Source organism: Rhodoglobus sp. G.S.4, assembly GCF_056619605.1.
Genome location: NZ_CM152748.1, coordinates 1,625,798 through 1,645,237, shown reverse-complemented (window position 1 = coordinate 1,645,237; position 19,440 = coordinate 1,625,798). Strand labels below are relative to the sequence as shown.

The following is a 19,440-nucleotide window of genomic DNA, read 5'->3' as shown; positions in this document are numbered from 1 at the left end:
GGGTGGGTTCTCGGTGATCATCCGTTGCTTGTTTCTGTTCCGCAAAACGCGGCGCGGCTGCGCAGCCAGTGGAATCGAAGGAAACCGATTGGAACGCGTCGTGGGGTCCAGTTGCATTGGGATCCGCCTACCAGGAGCGATTGGGGAACTGCTTGGTGCGTGAGCGTGTTCGAGGCCCTTCGCCGCGTGATCCTCGATGAGGATCATGAGACGGCGGTCGCAGCTCTCGATTGGGCTCTGCACAGCGAGCGAATCGACCTATTCGACCTCGAGCGGCTGATCATCGACCTCCCCGGCCACAAAAATCGTTTCCGTTCGTGGGCTGACGGTGGATGCGAGAGTCTCCCGGAAAGTCTCGCGCGTACGAGATTGCAGCTTGCGGGGCACAGCGTCGAAATTCAGGTTCCAGTGGGGAGCAAGCGCATTGACATGGTCATTGACGGAATTATCGGTCTCGAGATCAATGGCAGACAGTTTCACGCGCACACTTTTGAGGAAGACCACCTCAAGGGAATCGAGATTACGATCGCTGGGTTCCATGCGATGAGCGTGAGCGCTCAGATGGTGTTCCACCAGTGGGGCTTATTCGAGCAAGCGTTGGACGTCGCGCTTGCGTTGCACTCTTCAGGAGGCCGCCGCGCACGCGGCACGCGCCGCGCACCTTCGGAAACTCAGGACTTTCGACAGGACGGGCCCGAGGAGCCCCGTGTTCTCGGGGCTCCGCAGTCTGCCTCTGCCATATTTCCTGAGTTTCCGAAGGGCGTTGGCGGGGAGCCGCGGGGATTGGCGGGCACAAGCGGGAATAACCGCGCCGCGCAGACGTTGGAGTCACAGTGAATGAAACTGCTGCACGCCCGATTGCCCCCGTAAAAGTCGACATCTGGTCGGATGTTCAGTGCCCCTGGTGCTACATCGGAAAGCGGCGCTTTGAAGCCGCTGTCGACAGCTCAGGCGTTGCTGTCGACATCGAGTACCACTCCTTCGAGCTGGCACCTGACACTCCCGTCGAGTACGAAGGCACGCCGATTCGGTTCTTGAGCGAACGCAAAGGGCTCCCCATGCCCCAGGTTGAGGAGATGCTGACCCGCGTCACCGACATCGCAACGAGCCTCGGACTTGATTATGACTACGAGCACATTCACCAAACCAATACAGTGAAAGCCCACGAACTTCTTCACTACGCCAAGGCTCATGGCCGTCAGCTTGAGATGAAGGAACGCCTACTCGAGGCGTACTTTGTGAAGACCGAACACGTTGGCCGGATCGCTGATCTTGCGGACATTGCAGCATCTATTGGCTTCGATCGCGACGAAGTCGTGAGCGCGCTCGAGTCGAGCGAGTACCTCCCTGCGGTGAAAGCTGACATGGAAGTTGCCATGCAATATGGCATCCAAGGCGTGCCATTCTTTGTGATTGACGGAAAATATGGGGTTTCAGGCGCGCAAGAAAGTGAAACTTTCGCTAACGTTCTCACACAGGTACTTACTGAGAGAGATGCGTAACTAATGGATGCCGCAACGAAGCCAATCCCGACCTTCGCCCTACAGCAGGTTGGTGACCCCAATGTCGGTGTCTGCGACGGTGATGCCTGCATCGTTGACGATCACCGTTCTCAGGCATTTGTGAACCGTCAGATCGACGAAGGACTCGTCTAAGGCCTCCTGCAAGTGAACCGACATTCACATCGTGGTCGCGAACAGTATCTGACTAATCCGTCGCGTCGGGATGTTCTACCACGCCGCCTCGCCTAGACACCCTAGGATTGCTCGCCGACAACTTCTAGAGTTGACTCATTACCCACGCGAGCAGATGGCTTCGGCTGTTGCCATCGTCGATGCGATCCTCGTTGAGATTTGCGCACTCTTGGAGTGCCTGCGCCGCCTCTTCTGGGCCGGCAAGCGCCGTATACATCAGAAGGTAGTCGCCGAACAGCACGTCGTATCCGTTCGGTGCCGCTTCGGCAAGATTTGTGCGAACTCGTTCCGGATCATCGCCCAGATATCCAGCGATAGGGCTCATGGGTAGCACGAGGATTCCGAGCATGGCGCTCGGTTCGGCGCTGAACCAGGTGGCGTAGTCTCGTTTTCCGCCCCAGTTGAGTGACGTGATGGGGTGGTCGAAGCCGTCGTAAACTTCTGCGCTTGTGTCGAAGTTTGTCCAGTAGGCCAGTGCTGATGCGGTTTCTGCTGAAAGCATCCATTGTGCTTCTGTTGCAAGTTCTGGTTGGTGGCTTGCTTGGGCCCACAGCGCTAGTCCGTTCCAGGCGCTGACAGCTTCTGAACTTGATTCTTGATTGTTTCCGTCGGCAAAGGGCGATGTGCCGCTTGCCCAGGAGTGTCCAGCGTAGGCATCGAAGACTCGACGTTCGGGAAAGTAGCTGCTGTCGCCTTGGACGGCGATGTCCGCCGCGAGCAAGTTGATCACGGGCGCCCATTTTTCGACGAGGGCGGGATCGCTGGCGGCCACTACTCCTGCGACGTACAGGAAGTAGCCGTAATGGAAGTGGTGATCGTTGAATTCGTCTGATCCGAAGGAAGCGGCACGTCCGACGATTCCGCGGGCGTCTTCGTCGTAGACGAAACAGCGCTCGGTGCGATTGACGCATCCGTCGGGGGCGGTCCAGATATCCATTTCGCGGACGAGCTGATCTGTGATGGTTGAGGCGAGATCGTCCTCGCCGAGTTGATGGGCGATGTCGAGCATGTTGGCAAGGCGGTACATCCATTTTCCGCCGAAATAGGTGTCAGCGGGGGCGGCGAGCGTGGAGGCGACATCCACTTCTAGTTGTGCCGCGAGCAGAGCCTTGTTCTCGTCGGAAAGGGTCGATAGGTCAAGTGATCCGGTCGGTTTCTGGGTGGGCACCGACCAGGTGAGCTCGGTCACGGTGCAGGCATTTAGTTGCCCGTAGACACTTTTCCAATTGCCGGTGTCGCAGGTTGTGTCGTCTGAGAGCGCGGCATACTGGTGCGGCATGGCGGCCACTATCGTCGCTGCACCATCGGCGGTTGTGTAGGCGATGCTTGTGGTTGTTGTTTCGTCAGCTACCGAGTAACGGATACTCGTGCTCACGATGGGGGATGCCGCGGCTGTCACGTAGTCGTCGATCGATCCTCCGTCGGCGACGGCGAACCATGTGGCCATTTGGCCGGGGGAGAGGCTGAGTTCGGATCCCGACTCGGTCATTTTTCCTTTGCTGACGAGCCCGTATTGGGTTCCTTCGATCGTGGTGGTCCATGCTTTGGTGCCGGCTGTGAGTGGTTGTCCGAGGGTGAAGTTTACTGGTTCGGATGCGGTGAAGCTCACGAACGGGGATCCTTCGACGATCACTGTTGTGCCGATGTCTTTTCCGCTGGTGCTGCTCGCAATCGTGACCGACGCCGCGTCATAGTCGGTTATGGCATAGTCGTCTGCGCCAAAATCGGCCGTTAGCGCGGCAAAGAACCCTCCGGCGATGAGATTCTTGCTGGTGACGACGTTGGGGACTCCGATCGCGAAACCGTTTTCCGTCATCTGGAATCCCAGCGGCAAGGGAAAGACGGGCATTGGCTCAGCGCCGAACACCATTCCGGCGAACCATGTGTTGGTGGGCGGGAGGAGGCCGTCAGCGAGTCGTGCGTGGGGGAGGGCGGTTACCGTTTGTGCCGGCAGTTCTGCGATGAGCGGAGCGACACTACTGTCGGGAAATATAGCGTCAGAGGGGTTAACCGGGGTGGTGGATGTGGTTGTTGCGCTCGTGCATCCGCTGACGGACATGATGACTGTCATCATTGCCAGCAGAGCTAGTTTTCGCTGATCGCTCGCCACGCGACTACAGGCCGATCTTTCTCAGAAAGTCGGCCATGCCATCAAAGGCTCCGGCCAGGATGCCGTTGTCGCTCAATTGCAGTGTGGCGGTGACGGGCGTTCCGGCTTTCACGAGGCCGTTGAACGCGCCATCGGTGAGGGCATCGCTCTCAACACGGATGGTCGTCTCGGCTTGACCGTCTACGGTCTGCACGTCGATGGTTGATACGGAGCCGTCGATGCTTGCGCCATTGGGCAGTAGGAGCGTGACGGGTGCGCTTTCGCCGATGCGGGAGTAGTCCCGCCCGGTGAGTTCGTACTGCGCGACGACCGAGAGCGAGCCTGCTTTTTCGATTGTCGCGAGAACCTGCCCTGCCTGAACGAACGATCCGGGCTTTGTGGTGACGTCTCGCACGGTTCCAGAAACAGCAGCTGTAAGGGTGATCATGCCGTCGTCGGTCACCGTGTAAGCGACGGTCTCGGGCTTGAGGAGTCCCTCGGCGAGGTCGGCTTGAAGCGAGGGGCTCTGGAGGGTGAAGAGCACGTCGCCCGCGGTCACTCTTTGGTCGTCTTCGGTGATGAAGCTGCGCACGAGGGTTCCCCCGTAGTCGATGCCTACGGGGTATCGCTCTGCTGCAATTGATGCGGAGACGCTGGTGGCTTGAGCCTGGCGTTGGGTGAAGACAATGGTTAACCCGAACACCAGGGCGAAGACGACGATGAGTCCGGCGAATAGTTTGAGGTTGCTGCGCCACGTCATGCTGGAGTTCCGTTCAGGGTGAGGAGGTGTTTAGCCAACCGATGGGTGCGGCTGAGCGAGACATGTTCGCGCATGGCGGCGGCGACGAAGCTGCCCATGATGATCGTGTTTGTGACGTTCCACCCGGTTGCGAGGGTGAGAACGCCATTGTCTATGTCTCTGAAGATGGCCACGAATGAGGTCAGGAGCAGGAAGACGAAGAACAGCACTTGGGGAATCATGAAGTTGAACGGTGATGACATTTTCGAACGGTCACCGGTTGCGCTCCACGACTGCTCTTTTCCGGTGAGGACGTTGATGAGTGCCGCGAGGTAGATGGGCGCTGACACGGTTGCGAGCATGAGTGTCTCCCAACGAAACGAGCCCATGGTGTAGAACGCGAGCACAATCTGCATGAGATAGAACCCGGCGTAGAAGAGCACCCAGCTGACGACGGTGGTCGACAAATTCATGGGTCGGAGATCGAAGTAGATTTCGAGTGCGGGGACGACCATAAGTAGAAGGGGACAGATTCCGGTGAGGTAGAAGGATGCAGTCACCAAGTATTGGAGTCGCTGGTCGAGGGTGAGCTTTCGTTTGCGGCTCAAAGGGTTGTGATTGAGCAGAATTTCGAAGCCGCCTGTTGCCCAACGCAATTGTTGTTTCGTGTATGACTCGACAGTGTCGGGAGCATGGCCGACGGCAAGCGTCATCGGGATGAAGATCGTGTGCCACCCACGCTCGTGGAGCATGAGTGATGTCCACACATCTTCTGACATGGAGTCGGTGTAAATACCTCCGATGTCGTCGATGGCTGCCCTGCGGAAAATGACATTGGTGCCAACGCAGAATGCGGCATTGAACCGATTTCGTCCGGGCTGAATGAAGCGGTAGAACACCGACTGCATGTAGCCGGCTCCGCGGGAGATGACGTTGTGCAAGTTTCCGTACGTTTGCGGGGTTTGCACGAACGCGACTTCGTCGCTTGAGAAGAAGGGGATGGTTTCGTTGAGGAAGTCGGGCGATGGCACGAAGTCTGCGTCGAAGATCGCGAAGAATCGTCCTTTGGCCAAGCTGAGGGCGTGGTTGACGTTTCCCGCTTTTGCGCCACCGGAGCTGAGTCTGCGCACGTACCGAGCGCCCAGTTCTGCAGCAAGGTCGCGAACTTCGTCAGATCGCCCATCGTCGAGAACCCAGGTGATGTGGGCACCGCGCATTGCTAGCGCGGCGGTCACGGTTTCGCGAATGACTTGAACGGGTTCGCCATAGGTGGTGATGAAGACGTCGGTGGTCGCTTCGGTCTCATCGAGGTACATGGTCCAGAGGGATGGCGAGTTTGTTAGCCCATCGCGCAGAATGTCGCGATCGTGAAACAGCTTGGATTTCGCGTCGTGAAATGCAAAGCCACGAGGGTCTTGCGAAGCCGAAAGAATTGTCCACATGGACAGCAGTGCCTGGAGGATGAGGATCGTTTCGGCAATGATGACGAGCGTGTACGGCAGCCAGTCTCCACGACTTGCGGGGTTAAGCAGGAATGATGCGTAGGCAAGGATGCCGAGGGTCGCGATCATCACGAGGATCACGAGCGATGGTGACTGTGCTTTTACTGGTTCGGTGATGCGCGGAGCGGGTGAACCTTCTGGGGTTGCTCGTGCGGTTGCTCGCGCAGTCGCCTCAAGGCGAGATTGCAGGGTCGTCATTCTGGCTTCTTTCGGGAGAAGTGTTCTGCGACGCAGCACGAGTAACACTCACCATGACGTTGCCGGATGCGCGGAGGGTAATGAATGCGACCGGATTGTCACAGCGGCATCATTGACGTGCATACAGGTAGGCCGTGCGACGGGGTAGGTCGCAGGCCTGAGAAATCAGTGCTTCAATAACTCGGGTGGGGCGGGTTTCGCGGGTGAGGCGGGTTGTTGGCCCTACCGTACGGCAGGGAGTTGCCCCTCAACAGGGGGTAGCCAAGAGAAAAGGCAATTGTTTACTTTCTCTTAGCGTGTTCGTAACATGGGCGGCTTATCCGACGAAGCCGCGGCCCGACCATTCGATGATTTCTGCTGCGGTCGCGTGCTCTGGTGCCGCCTTGGCGACTCGTGAGGGAACCTGCGTTAGCGGCACTGTTGTTGGGCGTTCCGGTAGGGACTGGTGATGTCCGTCCCGGGCATTGAAGCGTCTATTGATGAGTGCACCGAGGATGGCGCCGATTCCGAATCCGAGCAGAAGCAGAAGTAGGTAGCCGGTTGGATCGGTTTCGGCTGCAATGCCGAGTGCCAGCGTCGCTGCAACACCGACAGCGGCACCGATCGTGATGGCGACCCACCAGCGCTGGAGCCGTGCGTTCTCTTTGTCCCACGCTCTCTGAGCGCGAAGCTGTTCGAGGGCTTGTTCACCTTCAGCTTCGCTTACCCACGTTCGTCCTTCGAAGCGAAACACATTGGGGTGGTTGTCGAGTGCCATTATTCGGTTCCTGCTTCGGTTCCTGCTTCGGTTCCTGCTTCGGTTGTGATGTCGGCGAGGGTGGCGTCGAGTCCACTGATGAGATCATCGGCAACCACCCAGACGGTGTAGCCGTGGTCTCCTGATCCCATCGAGACTCGTTTGCCGGCGATGCGTTCGTCGGCGAACACGGGCCAGGCGGTGCTGCTGCCGAGTGGTGTGATGGTGCCGCGCGCAAATCCGGTGGCCTCGAGCGCGAGGGAGGCTTCGGGCATCCGCAACTTATTGACACCGACGACGGCCCGCAGTTTGGGCCAAGAGATCTGGCGGTCGCCGGGAACCAAGGCAAAGAGGTAGCTGCCGTCACTGCGCTTGACGACGAGCGACTTGACGATTTCGGCTGGGGTAATGCCGAGCAGCTCGGCGGCGTGCTCGAGTGAGGTGGCTGGTGCGCGTTCGACGATCTCGATTGGGATGCCGCGGCGCTCGGCATCGTCGCGAACGCGGTCGGTTCCTGCCGTCATTAGGGGCCTTCCGGTATGCGCACCGCCGGTTCAGGCGCGACATGGGACAATTGATGTGTGACTATTCTTGCCCCTGCCGACCCGCGTGTCGCGCCACAGCTCTCAATCGGTAACCTCGACCTCGATGTTCCGGTCGTTTTGGCGCCAATGGCCGGCATCACCAACACCGCTTTTCGCCGGCTCTGTCGCGAATACGGCGCTGGCCTGTACGTCAGCGAAATGATCACGAGCCGAGCTCTCGTCGAGCGCACGCCCGAAAGCATGCGACTCATCACGCACCACGAGTCAGAGACGACGCGCAGCATCCAGCTCTATGGGGTTGACCCTAAGACGGTGTCTGAAGCGGTCACGATGTTGGTCGCCGAAGACCGTGCAGACCACATTGACTTGAACTTCGGATGCCCCGTTCCCAAGGTCACTCGCAAGGGCGGGGGAGCGGCGCTCCCGTGGAAGATCGATTTGTTCCGGGAGATCGTTGAAGGTGCCGTGAAAGCTGCCGGCGATGTTCCGTTGACGATCAAGATGCGCAAGGGCATCGATTCTGACCATTTGACGTATCTCGAGGCTGCTCGCGTTGGCGCGGGCGCCGGCGTCGCCAGCATCGCTTTGCATGCGCGCACGGCTGCCGAGTTCTATTCCGGTACCGCCGACTGGTCAGCGATCGAAAAGCTCAAGAACACCATCACCGATACACCGATTCTTGGCAACGGTGACATTTGGAGTGCAGCCGATGCTTTGCGCATGGTCGATGAGACCGGATGCGACGGAGTCGTTGTTGGTCGCGGTTGCCTCGGTCGTCCGTGGCTCTTCGGTGACCTCGCTGCGGCGTTCCGAGGAGAGTCGCTCAAGGCGGAGCCAACACTCGGCGAAGTTGCCATCGCGTTCAAGCGTCATGCCGAACTGCTGGTGGAATTCTTCGGCGATGAGGATCGCGCGTGCCGCGACATCCGCAAGCATGTCGCTTGGTATTTTAAGGGCTATGCGGTCGGTGGCGAGTTGCGTGCGGCGATGGCGACCGTGCACGACCTGGCTCAGCTAGACGAATTGCTTGCTCAGCTTGACTGGAACCAGCAGTACCCTGGTGCTGACGCTGAGGGCCAACGTGGTCGTGCGGGAACCCCGAAAAAGCCATCGCTTCCGCAGGGCTGGCTCGATAGCCGCGAACTGCAGGAGACACACCGTAGTGAACTCAACCAAGCAGAATTGAGCACCAGTGGCGGCTAAGGGCTACACAGAGGCTGACGCCGAGCGTTGGTTTCCCGAGCAGCATTCGAGTCGTCGTAGCGATTTTGCGCGCGACCGTGCGCGAGTGCTTCATTCGAGCGCGCTGCGCCGTCTAGCCGCAAAGACTCAGGTCTTGAGCCCCACGATGGGCACCGACTTTGCCCGCAACCGTCTCACTCACTCGCTCGAGGTTGCCCAGGTGGGCCGCGAGCTTGCCGACAGCCTCGGTCTCGACCCCGATGTGGTCGACACTGCGTGCCTTTCTCACGACCTCGGGCATCCGCCTTTCGGCCACAACGGTGAGCGAGCCTTGAACGAATGGGCGCAAGACATTGGTGGCTTCGAGGGCAACGCTCAGACCCTGCGTCTGTTGACTCGCATCGAGCCCAAAGTTTTTGGTCCCGATGGCCGCAGCTATGGGCTTAATCTCACCCGCGCGAGTTTGGATGCGAGCACAAAGTATCCGTGGCCAAGCGCGCAGGGCATCCCTGACCCGAGTGGTCGCAGCAAATATGGATTCTTTGACGATGACACTGCCGCGTTTGAGTGGTTGCGAGCTGGTGCCCCTGATCGCCAGCGCTGCATCGAAGCCCAAGTGATGGATCTCTCGGACGACATCGCCTACTCAGTTCATGACTTTGAGGATGCCATTGTTGGCGACTTTGTGGATGTGACGGCGCTCGGCGCCAGAGTAAATCACGACGATCTTGTGAAGTCGATGTTTGCGTGGATCGGTGGCGAGTTCACGCACGATGAACTGATCGCGGCGTTCGATCGCCTCGACCTGCTTGATCCGTGGATCGATCAGTGGGATGGCAGTCGGGCAGCCCATGGTCGGCTCAAGAATCTGACGAGTCAGCTCATTGGCCGATTTGCAGGTGCTGCCGTCCAGGCCACACGCGAGGCATATCCCACAGACGCTCTGGCACGATTCGGGGGAAGCCTCATCATTCCCCAAGAGATTCAGGCGGAGATTGCGGTGCTCAAGGGGATCGTTGCCGCCTTTGTGATGTCGACGAACGCTCGCCGACCGATCTACCAGCAACAGCGCGATGTACTCACCGAGCTGGCCGATGTGTTGTTGTGGACAGCTCCCCGCAATCTCGATTCCGGGTTCACTGCCGATTGGAATTCCGCTGAGAACGATCACCAACGCAAGCGGGCCGTAGTAGATCAGGTGGCGAGCCTCACCGATCAGTCCGCGATTGCGTGGCATACACGCCTAGTTGGCTAGAGTCACACCGCGGTAAGCCTACAATTACGATTGTGGCTGGCCTTATCAAGAGAAGCGATATCGACGAGGTGCGTTCGCGCACCAATCTCGCCGACATTGTTGGCGACTACGTCGCTCTCAAGAGTGCTGGTTCCGGTTCGATGAAGGGATTGTGCCCTTTTCACGAAGAGCGCAGTCCCAGTTTTCATGTTCGGCCTCAGGTCGGTTTCTACCACTGCTTTGGTTGTGGAGAAGGCGGTGACGTTTTCACGTTCCTGCAGCGCATGGACCATGTCTCCTTCTCCGAAGCAGTTGAGCGCCTCGCCGGCCGGATCAGCTATGAACTTCACTATGAGGACGGCGGCGCTGCAACTGATCACGGCAATCGTGCCCGCATTCTTGCTGCTAATCAGGCGGCATCCGACTTCTTCGTTGCCCAGTTGTCAACTCCAGAAGCGGCACCGGGGCGCACGTTCTTGGGTGAACGTGGTTTCGATCAGTCGGCAGCCGAGCGCTTTGGCATTGGTTTCGCTCCTCGTGGCGGCGTTCTCGCGAAGCACCTGAACTCATTGGGGTTTACCTCGGATGAGCTCGTCATCGCTGGGCTCATTGGCAAGGGGGAGCGCGGCGACTACTACGACAGGTTCCGGGGGCGACTGGTGTGGCCCATTCGCGATGTCACCGGCCAGACTCTCGGTTTTGGTGCGCGTCGGCTTCTCGACGAAGACAAGGGCCCCAAGTATCTGAATACTCCCGAAACTCCCGTTTATCACAAGAGCCAGGTGCTCTACGGTCTCGATCTTGCCAAAAAAGACATCTCGCGCAGCAAGCAGATCGTGGTTGTTGAGGGCTACACCGATGTCATGGCCTGCCATCTTGCCGGAGTGACGACCGCCGTTGCTACCTGTGGCACCGCTTTTGGCGTTGACCACATCAAGATTGTGCGTCGGATGATCGGCGACTACGACAACGCAGACACCACAGCTACCGGCGAAGTGATTTTCACCTTCGACCCGGATGAGGCTGGCCAGAAAGCGGCGAACCGCGCGTTCGCTGAGGAACACCGCTTCGCTGCACAAACTTTTGTTGCTGTTGCCTCTGACGGTCTTGATCCCTGCGATTTGAGGCTCAAGAAGGGGGATGGCGCAGTGCGTCGCCTCGTGAGCACGCGCAAGCCCATGTTTGAGTTCAAGATCCGCCGCGAGTTGGCTGTTCATGACCTTGAGACTGTCGAGGGTCGCGTGGCTGCGCTGCGGGCTGCAGCTCCTGTAGTGGCGGGGATTCGGGATCAAGCGCTTGGTGTTGGCTATGTGCGCAGCGTTGCGGGTTGGCTGGGGATGGAACCGAGCGAAGTTCAGAGTGCGGTGACATCGGCGAAGCGTCAGGCGCCGAGCGCTGCTTCGGCGACCGCTGCGACAAATTCGCGTGCTGGTGAGAGTGCACCGGAGAGTTCGAACGCACGCAATGGCGCTGGCTCCGCTGCTTCGTCGGGAGAACCACCTCAGGAGCAGGGCCCGTCGATCATGAGCCTGAAAACAGACGCAACCACGCGGTTGGAGCGCGATGCGCTGATGGCAGTACTGCAGCATCCGGATGTCGTTGGTGACGAACTCATCCGCAAACTGACTCAGATTTCGTTTGCCGACAACACCCTCGCTGTTGTGCGGGATGCGATCGCTTCGCTGGTGGATCGAGCGCTACTACCTGGTTGGGCTTCGGCGGTTGCCGATGAGGTTCCGCAGTCGTTCTCGACCTTTGTGAAGCAATTGAGTGTCGCGCCGATTCCTGAGCGTGAAGAACGCATCCCGGTGTATTGCGTTCAGATCACGACCGATCTGGTTGAGCGCGACCTTTTGCGCCAAAAGCGGGAGCTTCTCGGCGTGCTTCAGCGCATGGACCGGGAGAGTGATCCTGAGCGTTATGTGCAGACCCAGCGTGACCTGATGAGGATCGAAGCAGAGCGTCGTGCCCTGCGCGAAGACTCCTAGTTTTCCTCGCTTGGTTGCGTTCGTGTAAATATCGTTCATTTGGGTACCAACAACGTAGTGCTTGCCGGCCAATTTGTGTTTCCATTGGTGAACTACGATGCGCGGCGCCTACAAACGCGCCGTCGCATTTTCTGCACGCAACAGGAAGAGGTAGACGGATATGACATCCGCATCCAAGAACAGCAAGCGAGTCCTTGCTGTAGTTGCCGGTTCAGCAGCGTTCGCGCTCGCTTTGACTGGCTGCCAAGCTGGGGGAGATTCCTCCGGCGGTGGCGGTTCTGAGTCGCTTATCGTGGGCACGACTGACAAGGTCACGTTCCTCGACCCGGCCGGTTCGTACGACAACGGTTCGTTTGCACTAATGAACCAGGTTTTCCCGTTCCTGCTCAACTCGCCGCTCGGCACTTCCGATGTTGAACCTGACATTGCAGAATCTGCTGAGTACACGAGCGATGATGAGTACACGGTTGTGCTCAAGTCGGGCTTGAAATTCGCTAATGGCAATGACTTGACGTCTTCTGACGTGAAGTTCAGCTTCGACCGCCAGGTCGCAATCAATGACGAAAATGGACCTTCGGTTCTTCTCGGCAACATTGACAGCGTTGACGCCGTTGACGACACCACCGTGGTCTTCCACTTGAAGAACGGCAACGACCAGACGTTCGCACAGATTCTGTCGAGCCCTGCTGCGCCGATCGTTGACGAAGAGGTGTTCTCGGCTGACTCCGTTACTCCCGATGCTGACATCGTTGATGGCATGGCCTTCGCCGGCCAGTACGTCATCGACAGCTATGACTTCAACAACATTGTTGCTTTCAAGGCCAACCCTGACTACCAGGGTGTTCTTGGCGCTGCGAAGACCGACAGCATCACTCTTAAGTACTACACCGATGCTTCGAACCTGAAGCTCGATGTTCAAGAGGGAAACATTGATGTCGCGCACCGTAGCCTTTCGGCAACGGACGTCGCTGACCTCGAGGGCAATGACAACGTCAATGTCGTCGTTGGCCCCGGTGGAGAGATCCGCTACATCGTGTTCAACTTCGACACCCAGCCGTTCGGTGCTGCGACTCCTGAGGCTGACGCCGCGAAGTCGCTTGCTGTTCGTGGAGCCGTCGCTGACCTCATCAACCGTCAGGAAATCTCTGACCAGGTTTACAAGGGCACCTACCTGCCCCTGTACTCCTACGTTCCTGACGGACTCACCGGTGCAACCGAGGTTCTCAAGGACCTCTACGGCGATGGTGAAGGTGGACCGAGCGTCGACGCAGCGAAGAAGCGTCTTGCTGATGCCGGAGTGGAAACTCCTGTGACACTCAACCTGCAGTACAACCCAGACCACTACGGTGAGTCCTCGGGTGACGAGTACGCGCTTGTTGAGAGCCAGCTCGAAGCTGACGGTATCTTCGACGTCAACCTGCAGTCGACTGAGTGGGTTACGTACGCCAAGGAGCGCACGGCAGATGCTTACCCCGCTTACCAGCTGGGTTGGTTCCCTGACTACTCCGATGCTGACAACTACCTGACCCCGTTCTTCGGTGATGGTAACTTCCTCGGAAACCACTACGCGGATGCTGAAGTCAACGATCTGATCGTTGCTCAAGCAACCGAACTCGACCCTGCCACGCGTGAGGGAATGATCGAGGAAATCCAGGCGAAGGTTGCGGCTCAGCTGTCAACCGTTCCGTTCCTTCAGGGAGCGCAGATCGCTGTGACTGGCAAGGACGTTACCGGAGCTACGCTCGATGGTTCGTTCAAGTTCCGTTACGGTAGCTTGGCAAAATAGGGGCATTTCGCTCTAGTTAGACCTTTGTCTAACGTTGTGACGAACAGGGGGTGGCCCACACACAATGTGGGTCACCTCCTCGTCTTCATCCTCTGCACGATAGGTAGGTATGTCGCAGTCTGCTTCCGCCGTGATTGATCCGGCACCGTCTCCAACGCCCACTAGGCGTCCTCGGGGGATCACAAATCCTCTCGCTCGTTTTCTTATCGTTCGATTTTTGCTAATTTTTCCGACCGTGTTCATCCTCGTAACGATGGTGTTCGTGCTGATGCGGTCGATCGGTGATCCCATTACGGCGGCACTTGGTGGCCGCCTGACGGCCGCTCAGCTTGCAGAGCGCATTAGTTCTGCCGGCTACGACCGCCCGATCTTGGTTCAATACTTCGAGTACTTGGGTCAGATCTTTACCGGTAACTTCGGCACGGCGATCACCGACGGTCGCCCGGTCTCAGAGCTGCTCGTGACGTATGGAAGCGCCACGTTAGAACTCGCGGCCTACGCGATTCTCGTTGCACTGATTGTGGGTATTCCGCTGGGAATGGTTGCGGCGTACTTCCGCGACAAGTGGCCAGACGCAGTGCTGCGTGTTGCCGCGATCCTCGCCTACGCCACCCCGGTCTTCTTCGCGGGGCTGCTGCTCAAGCTGGTCTTCGCTGTGTGGCTCAAGGTGTTGCCTGTTGCCGGCCGCGCATCCACTCGCACTGAATTGCAGCTCAGCACTCTCGACAACAAGTCGGGCATTTACATTATCGATGCGTTCCGGCTTGGCAGCCCAGCCGCAATCGGAGATGTGCTGTCGCATGCGGTGCTGCCCGGCCTAGCGCTCGGTCTGCTCACTGCTGGCATCTTCATGCGTCTCGTGCGCACCAACGTCATCGGCTCGTTGTCGATGGACTATGTGGATGCCGCCCGCTCACGTGGTGTGAGTGAGTTCCGTCTCGTGCGCAAGCACGCATACAAGCCAGCGCTTATCCCGATCATCACGGTGATCGGTCTGCAGATCGCACTCTTGCTTGGAGGCGCGGTGCTGACGGAGACCACGTTCGAGTGGAAGGGTCTTGGCTTCAAGCTCGTCGAGTACTTGGGCGCCCGTGACTTCGTTGCTGTGCAGGGAATTGTGGTTCTGCTGGCGGTCATCGTGGCTCTTACCAACTTCATGGTCGACATAATTGCGGCGATCATCGACCCGAGAGTGAGGTACTGATCATGAATACAACACCCTCACGGTTCGTACGTATTTGGCGGCGTTTGCCCGTCGTCCATCAGGTTCGTCAGGCGGTGGGCCTCCAGCGCGGGATGCTCGTTGCTGGTCTGATCTTGACGGGAATCTTCCTGTTTACTGCCCTGTTCGCGCCCTTGCTTGCGCCCTATGGGTTCTCGCAATTGCGTGACGATGACGGCACCTTTGGTGCTCAGGTTCCTCCGGGTGGTGAGCACATTCTTGGCACCACTGTTGGTGGCTACGATGTGCTTTCTCGCGTGATCTGGGGATCGCGGACTGCGGTGCTGGTGATCGTGGTCGCGGTCGCATTGTCGATCTTCGCCGGGGTGCTCCTTGGCTTGGTCTCTGGCTACTTGGGCAGTTGGCTCGACCGCGTCTTGGTTGTCATCTCCGACGCCGTTTATGCGTTTCCTACGCTGTTGCTCGCGATTGTTGCGGCAATTGCCATTAGCGGTGGTCGTTCGAGTTTCTGGGGCGGTGTATTCGCTGCGGCCATCTCAATCACGGTTGTCTATATTCCGCAGTACTTCCGGGTGATTCGAGCAGAAACGGTGCGAATCAAATCAGAAGCGTATGTGGAGTCGGCAAAGGTTCTGGGTGCGAGTACACCTCGCATCATGTTCCGTCACGTGTTCCGCAATGCCACTCGCACGTTACCGCTCATCTTCACGCTCAACAGTTCGGAAGCAATTCTGACGCTGGCGGGCCTCGGCTTCCTTGGCTTCGGCATTGAGCCTTCTGCCGCGGCGGAGTGGGGTTATGACCTCAACAAGTCGATTTCGGATGTCACGAGCGGTATCTGGTGGACGTCGCTGTTCCCCGGCTTGGCTATCGTGCTCGTCGTGCTGGGAATCACTCTGGTGGGAGAGAGCCTAAACGACCTCGCGGATCCCCGACTGCGCACACGTCGTCGTGCCGAACAGTCAGCGCCTATCCTCGAGACTTCCGCTCTGAACACGGTTGATCTTGATGGCGATGAGACAACGATGGATCCTTTGGAGGCTCGCTCATGAGCGACATTGTTGAGATCAAGAATCTCGAAGTGACCTTCGCCACTGATGGCGGAGATGTAAAAGCTGTAGATGACGTCTCTCTGACGCTTGCTCCTGGCGAAGTTCTGGCGATCGTCGGCGAGAGCGGAAGTGGAAAGAGCGTTACGGCAAAGTCCGTACTCGGGCTGCTTCCCGAGACCGCTGTTGCGCGTGGTGCAATCCTGCTCAATGGCAAAGACGTCGTCGGGATGTCTGGCAAGCGACTTCGCGAATTGCGCGGTGTCGATGTCGCCATGGTCTTCCAAGAGCCGTCACTTGCTCTCAACCCGGTTTTCACGGTCGGGTGGCAGATTGCCGAAGGCCTCCGCGCTCACGGCAAGGTGAACAAAAAGCAGGCTCGCGTCAAGGCGATTGAGATTCTTCGCAAGGTCGGAATTCCTGAGCCAGAGAAGCGCGTCGACTACTACCCCCACCAGTTCTCTGGTGGGCAGAAACAGCGAGTGGTTATTGCAATGGCACTCGTGCTCGAGCCGGAGCTGATTGTTGCCGACGAGCCAACTACGGCGCTGGATGTCACAGTGCAGGCAGAAATTCTTGACCTGCTTCGCCTGTGCCGGGACGAATTTGGTGCTGCAATAATCCTGATTACCCACAACATGGGTATCGTCGCGGACCTTGCTGACCGTGTTGCAGTGATGTATCAGGGCAAGCTCGTTGAAGAGGCTCCGGCACAGGAACTCTTTGACTCTGCGAAGCACCCGTATACCCAGAAGCTTCTTGCTGCCGTTCCTCGCGTCGGAACCGGTGCTGCGCGCGCTGCCGCTCGCGTCGTTGACCGTAAGGATGCGGGGGGCGACTCTCGGGTCGAACCTGTCGTCGTCGCGAAAGATCTACGGATCTCGTTTCCTGGTCGTTTCGGCCAGCCTGCATTCCGCGCGGTTGATGGTGTGAGCTTCAGCATCTCTCCCGGTGAAGTTCTTGGTCTTGTTGGCGAGAGTGGATCGGGCAAGACCACGATTGGGCGCGCCATTGGCGGTCTCAACAAGGTCACGGGTGGTTCGCTGCAGGTTCTTGGTCACGAGATGTTGCACTTCAAGGAGCGCAACTTTCGGCCGGTCCGCAGCGATATCGGTTTCGTCTTCCAAGACCCGGCATCGAGCTTCAACCCACTCCTGACCATCGCCGAGTGCGTAGCCGAGCCGCTGATCGTTCACGGTAAGGCTCAGGATGCCAAAGATGCCCGCGGTCGGGTGAATGAACTTCTCGAAGCGGTGCAATTGCCGCGCGCATTCGGCGATCGCTATCCACACGAACTGAGCGGTGGCCAACGTCAACGCGCCAGCCTCGCTCGTTCGCTGGCATTGCGCCCTCGACTGCTGATTGCCGACGAACCGACGAGTGCGCTCGACGTGTCGGTGCAAGCGAAGGTTCTTGAGTTGTTCGCTGACCTTCAGCGCGATCTCGGGTTCGCGGCGCTGTTTATCAGCCACGATCTCGCCGTTGTCGACATGCTTTCTGACCGAATCGCTGTTCTCTACAAGGGGCAACTTGTTGAGGAGGGCGTTGGCTCTGATGTGCTGGGAAATCCGCAACATCCGTACACCCAGCGCTTGCTTGCATCGCTTCCGGTTCCTGATCCTCGGGAACAAGCTGAGCGTCGCGAAGCACTGAGGTCGCTGACTGCCGTAGATTATTGAGGTGACTTCTACTCAGGCAACAGTGAGCGCGCGTGACTTGTCATTGCGCTACCCGTCGCGCAACCCAGAAACACGTTCGGTTGCCGTCAATGGCCTGAGTTTTGAGATCGCTGCGGGCGAAGTTTTGACTGTCGTTGGCGAGAGTGGCTCTGGCAAGAGCACTCTCGCCAAGGCTGTTGCCCTCCAAGCCGAGACTGGCGCCTACGGTTCGCCGCTGTTTAGCGGGGGTGAGCTGACCGTTATGGGCACCGAGCTTCGGTCGGTCAGCCGTCGCAAGCGAGATCATCTGAGCCTGCGCGTGGGCTATTTACCGCAGGATGCCGGCAACCACCTCAACGGTCGGCTCACAGTTGGCGAGAACATTGCGGAACCGATTTTTGTGCGCGACCGTCGTTTCAATCAGCGTGAAGCAGCCGAAGCGGTCGCCACGCTGATTGACACCGTTCGGTTACCCCTGGCCGTAATGAATCGTTACCCCTACGAGCTGAGCAAAGGGCAGCGGCAACGTGTTGCTATCGCGCGAGCAATGATCCTTGAGCCGCAATTGCTCGTTGCCGATGACCCTACTGCCGGCATCGACGTCAATGTTCGCGCCGCCATTCTTGATCTCATCGTTGACCTCCAGCACGATCGCGAATTCTCGGCCCTTCTCGTGACCGCTGATCTTGCGGCTGTTCGCCGAATATCAACCAACATTGCGGTCATGCACCGCGGAATCCTGGTCGGTATTGGTGAACTTGACGAAGTTTTGTCCGACCCGTGGCATCCGTATGTGCAGGGACTAGCCAATTCGCTTGTGGAGCTCAAAAGTGATCAGCACTAACCTGACCCTACATTCCCCTTCGACCTGGCTGGTTGGCGGCTTTGGGCCAGATATGGAGTGCGAATCCGAAGGGATTTCGGTGATGCGAAGTCGGGCGGATGGGTCGCTAGAGTTTTCTCACGTTGCCGCTTCTGTTTTGTCTGCCTCGTTTCTGGTTGTCGCTGGCGACGCTGTGTACTCCACGCTGGAGGGCTCAGGCGAGATTGCGGTGTTCCGTCGTGACGGGGAGACCTTGAGCGACGCAACGACGACTTCTAGCGGCGGCCAGTATCCGTGTCATATCACGGTGCGCGACTCCGTGATTGTCGCCGCCAATTATGGAACGGGAACGCTGGGTGTCATCGAGCGGACCGCGCACTCAAGTGCTCTCGATGCGCGCTACGTGCAGGAAACGGCCGGTACAGGTCCGCGACCGCAACAGGAGGGGCCTCACGCCCACTCGTCTCTTTTCGTCGACGAGTCGACCCTCCTCAGCCTCGATCTTGGCGCTGACCGCATCAGAATTTTCGAGTACAGCGACTTCACTCTCAATCAGGTGGATGAGGTGGTACTACCGGCAGGATTCGGCCCCCGCGACATTGTGGCCCGCCCCGGCAACCTCTTTTATGTTCTCGGAGAACTCGGGCTTGGTTTTCTCGTATTTGAATGGCGCGATCGCGAACTTCACCAGCTGTGCGCAATCGCGCTGCCGGGCGCGGTCGAGGGCGATCACGCGTCAGCAATCGCTATTTCCGCCGACGGCCGCCACGCCTATGTAGGCGTGCGACGCAGCAACCTCATCGCCGTGCTCACGATTGCTGAAGATGGTCGCAGTGTTGCACCTCTCACCGCCGTATCGTGCGAGGGGGACTGGCCACGTCACATCGTCATGGACGACAACATCTTGCATGTGAGCAACCAGCTTTCGCACTCCGTCGCCAGTTTTCGCATTGATGACAACGGAATCCCGAAGCTGATAGCCCCGCCAACCCGGGTTCTTTCGCCGACATACCTCGCTCGAATCGCCTGATGGT

General features: G+C 58.5%; 18 protein-coding genes. 12 read left to right on the top strand and 6 right to left on the bottom strand.

Annotation, left to right across the window (positions count from 1 at the left end; translation table 11 throughout):
• Positions 1 to 159 precede the first annotated feature (159 nt).
• The 3 genes from AC061P_RS07955 to AC061P_RS07945 are packed head-to-tail and all read left to right on the top strand — an operon-like array spanning position 160 to position 1,655.
• Positions 160 to 837 carry a hypothetical protein gene (locus tag AC061P_RS07955; protein ID WP_449646855.1) on the top strand — a complete coding sequence of 226 codons (678 nt, stop codon included), beginning with the start codon at positions 160 to 162 and terminating at the stop codon, positions 835 to 837.
• Positions 834 to 1,502, top strand: a complete 669-nt coding sequence (locus AC061P_RS07950; RefSeq protein ID WP_480390863.1) for a DsbA family oxidoreductase — start codon at positions 834 to 836, stop codon at positions 1,500 to 1,502. The genes AC061P_RS07955 and AC061P_RS07950 overlap by 4 nt, the downstream gene beginning before the upstream one ends.
• Positions 1,503 to 1,505: 3 nt before the next feature.
• Complete coding sequence (locus tag AC061P_RS07945) at positions 1,506 to 1,655, top strand: hypothetical protein (RefSeq protein WP_480390862.1); 150 nt, start codon at positions 1,506 to 1,508, stop codon at positions 1,653 to 1,655.
• A gap of 124 nt (positions 1,656 to 1,779) precedes the next feature.
• Here the strand turns inward: AC061P_RS07945 and AC061P_RS07940 are convergent, their stop codons facing one another.
• The 5 genes from AC061P_RS07940 to AC061P_RS07920 form a co-directional block, all read right to left on the bottom strand.
• Entirely contained in the window at positions 1,780 to 3,768 is a 1,989-nt protein-coding gene (locus AC061P_RS07940; protein ID WP_480390861.1) for a glycosyl hydrolase, read from the bottom strand.
• Between the two features lie 40 nt (positions 3,769 to 3,808).
• A complete protein-coding gene (locus AC061P_RS07935; RefSeq protein WP_480390860.1) occupies positions 3,809 to 4,543 on the bottom strand; it encodes an efflux RND transporter periplasmic adaptor subunit in 735 nt (244 codons plus the stop codon).
• Positions 4,540 to 6,222, bottom strand: coding sequence for a glycosyltransferase family 2 protein (locus AC061P_RS07930; protein WP_480390859.1), 1,683 nt, complete (start codon positions 6,220 to 6,222; stop codon positions 4,540 to 4,542). The genes AC061P_RS07935 and AC061P_RS07930 overlap by 4 nt, the downstream gene beginning before the upstream one ends.
• A gap of 316 nt (positions 6,223 to 6,538) precedes the next feature.
• On the bottom strand, positions 6,539 to 6,979 hold the full coding sequence (locus AC061P_RS07925; RefSeq protein ID WP_480390858.1) for a hypothetical protein: 441 nt from the start codon (positions 6,977 to 6,979) through the stop codon (positions 6,539 to 6,541).
• Positions 6,979 to 7,482: an aminoacyl-tRNA deacylase gene (locus AC061P_RS07920; protein WP_480390857.1), complete on the bottom strand. Its 504-nt coding sequence runs from the start codon at positions 7,480 to 7,482 to the stop codon at positions 6,979 to 6,981. The genes AC061P_RS07925 and AC061P_RS07920 overlap by 1 nt, the downstream gene beginning before the upstream one ends.
• 57 nt (positions 7,483 to 7,539) lie before the next feature.
• Here AC061P_RS07920 and dusB point away from each other — a divergent pair, with 57 nt between their 5' ends.
• The 4 genes from dusB to AC061P_RS07900 all read left to right on the top strand — a co-directional run bounded on the left by dusB (position 7,540) and on the right by AC061P_RS07900 (position 13,693).
• On the top strand, positions 7,540 to 8,706 hold the full coding sequence (gene dusB, locus AC061P_RS07915; RefSeq protein WP_449646848.1) for a tRNA dihydrouridine synthase DusB: 1,167 nt from the start codon (positions 7,540 to 7,542) through the stop codon (positions 8,704 to 8,706).
• On the top strand, positions 8,696 to 9,940 hold the full coding sequence (locus AC061P_RS07910; RefSeq protein WP_480390856.1) for a deoxyguanosinetriphosphate triphosphohydrolase: 1,245 nt from the start codon (positions 8,696 to 8,698) through the stop codon (positions 9,938 to 9,940). Before dusB ends, AC061P_RS07910 begins: the two co-directional genes overlap by 11 nt.
• A gap of 32 nt (positions 9,941 to 9,972) precedes the next feature.
• Positions 9,973 to 11,907 (top strand): DNA primase, encoded by a 1,935-nt coding sequence (dnaG, locus tag AC061P_RS07905; protein WP_480390855.1) that lies wholly within the window; start codon positions 9,973 to 9,975, stop codon positions 11,905 to 11,907.
• Between the two features lie 160 nt (positions 11,908 to 12,067).
• Positions 12,068 to 13,693: an ABC transporter substrate-binding protein gene (locus tag AC061P_RS07900; RefSeq protein ID WP_449646845.1), complete on the top strand. Its 1,626-nt coding sequence runs from the start codon at positions 12,068 to 12,070 to the stop codon at positions 13,691 to 13,693.
• 85 nt (positions 13,694 to 13,778) lie between these two features.
• Here AC061P_RS07900 and AC061P_RS07895 read toward each other — a convergent pair whose 3' ends face one another.
• On the bottom strand, positions 13,779 to 13,880 hold the full coding sequence (locus AC061P_RS07895) for a hypothetical protein (RefSeq protein WP_449648179.1): 102 nt from the start codon (positions 13,878 to 13,880) through the stop codon (positions 13,779 to 13,781).
• On the opposite strand from AC061P_RS07895, the gene AC061P_RS07890 reads away from it, so the two are divergent.
• From AC061P_RS07890 to AC061P_RS07870, 5 genes are read left to right on the top strand one after another with little or no spacing between them, the layout of a single operon-like run.
• Positions 13,872 to 14,897 (top strand): ABC transporter permease, encoded by a 1,026-nt coding sequence (locus tag AC061P_RS07890; protein WP_480392170.1) that lies wholly within the window; start codon positions 13,872 to 13,874, stop codon positions 14,895 to 14,897. The two genes, AC061P_RS07895 and AC061P_RS07890, sit on opposite strands and share 9 nt — an antisense overlap.
• Positions 14,898 to 14,899: 2 nt before the next feature.
• On the top strand, positions 14,900 to 15,928 hold the full coding sequence (locus AC061P_RS07885; protein ID WP_449646844.1) for an ABC transporter permease: 1,029 nt from the start codon (positions 14,900 to 14,902) through the stop codon (positions 15,926 to 15,928).
• Positions 15,925 to 17,604, top strand: coding sequence for an ABC transporter ATP-binding protein (locus AC061P_RS07880; RefSeq protein ID WP_480390854.1), 1,680 nt, complete (start codon positions 15,925 to 15,927; stop codon positions 17,602 to 17,604). Before AC061P_RS07885 ends, AC061P_RS07880 begins: the two co-directional genes overlap by 4 nt.
• 1 nt (position 17,605) lies before the next feature.
• Entirely contained in the window at positions 17,606 to 18,427 is an 822-nt protein-coding gene (locus AC061P_RS07875) for an ATP-binding cassette domain-containing protein (protein ID WP_449646842.1), read from the top strand.
• The gene (locus tag AC061P_RS07870) at positions 18,414 to 19,436 is read left to right on the top strand and encodes a lactonase family protein (protein WP_480390853.1); all 1,023 of its coding nucleotides are present in this window, start codon (positions 18,414 to 18,416) and stop codon (positions 19,434 to 19,436) included. Before AC061P_RS07875 ends, AC061P_RS07870 begins: the two co-directional genes overlap by 14 nt.
• The last annotated feature ends 4 nt before the right edge of the window (positions 19,437 to 19,440 follow it).

What these genes read in the sequence shown, in the direction of transcription:
- AC061P_RS07945 (WP_480390862.1), top strand. Translation starts at nt 1,506, where the DNA reads ATGGATGCCGCAACGAAGCCAATCCCGACCTTCGCCCTACAGCAGGTT.
- AC061P_RS07940 (WP_480390861.1), bottom strand. Translation starts at nt 3,768, where the DNA reads ATGATGACAGTCATCATGTCCGTCAGCGGATGCACGAGCGCAACAACC.
- AC061P_RS07935 (WP_480390860.1), bottom strand. Translation starts at nt 4,543, where the DNA reads ATGACGTGGCGCAGCAACCTCAAACTATTCGCCGGACTCATCGTCGTC.
- AC061P_RS07930 (WP_480390859.1), bottom strand. Translation starts at nt 6,222, where the DNA reads ATGACGACCCTGCAATCTCGCCTTGAGGCGACTGCGCGAGCAACCGCA.
- AC061P_RS07925 (WP_480390858.1), bottom strand. Translation starts at nt 6,979, where the DNA reads ATGGCACTCGACAACCACCCCAATGTGTTTCGCTTCGAAGGACGAACG.
- AC061P_RS07920 (WP_480390857.1), bottom strand. Translation starts at nt 7,482, where the DNA reads ATGACGGCAGGAACCGACCGCGTTCGCGACGATGCCGAGCGCCGCGGC.
- AC061P_RS07900 (WP_449646845.1), top strand. Translation starts at nt 12,068, where the DNA reads ATGACATCCGCATCCAAGAACAGCAAGCGAGTCCTTGCTGTAGTTGCC.
- AC061P_RS07885 (WP_449646844.1), top strand. Translation starts at nt 14,900, where the DNA reads ATGAATACAACACCCTCACGGTTCGTACGTATTTGGCGGCGTTTGCCC.
- AC061P_RS07880 (WP_480390854.1), top strand. Translation starts at nt 15,925, where the DNA reads ATGAGCGACATTGTTGAGATCAAGAATCTCGAAGTGACCTTCGCCACT.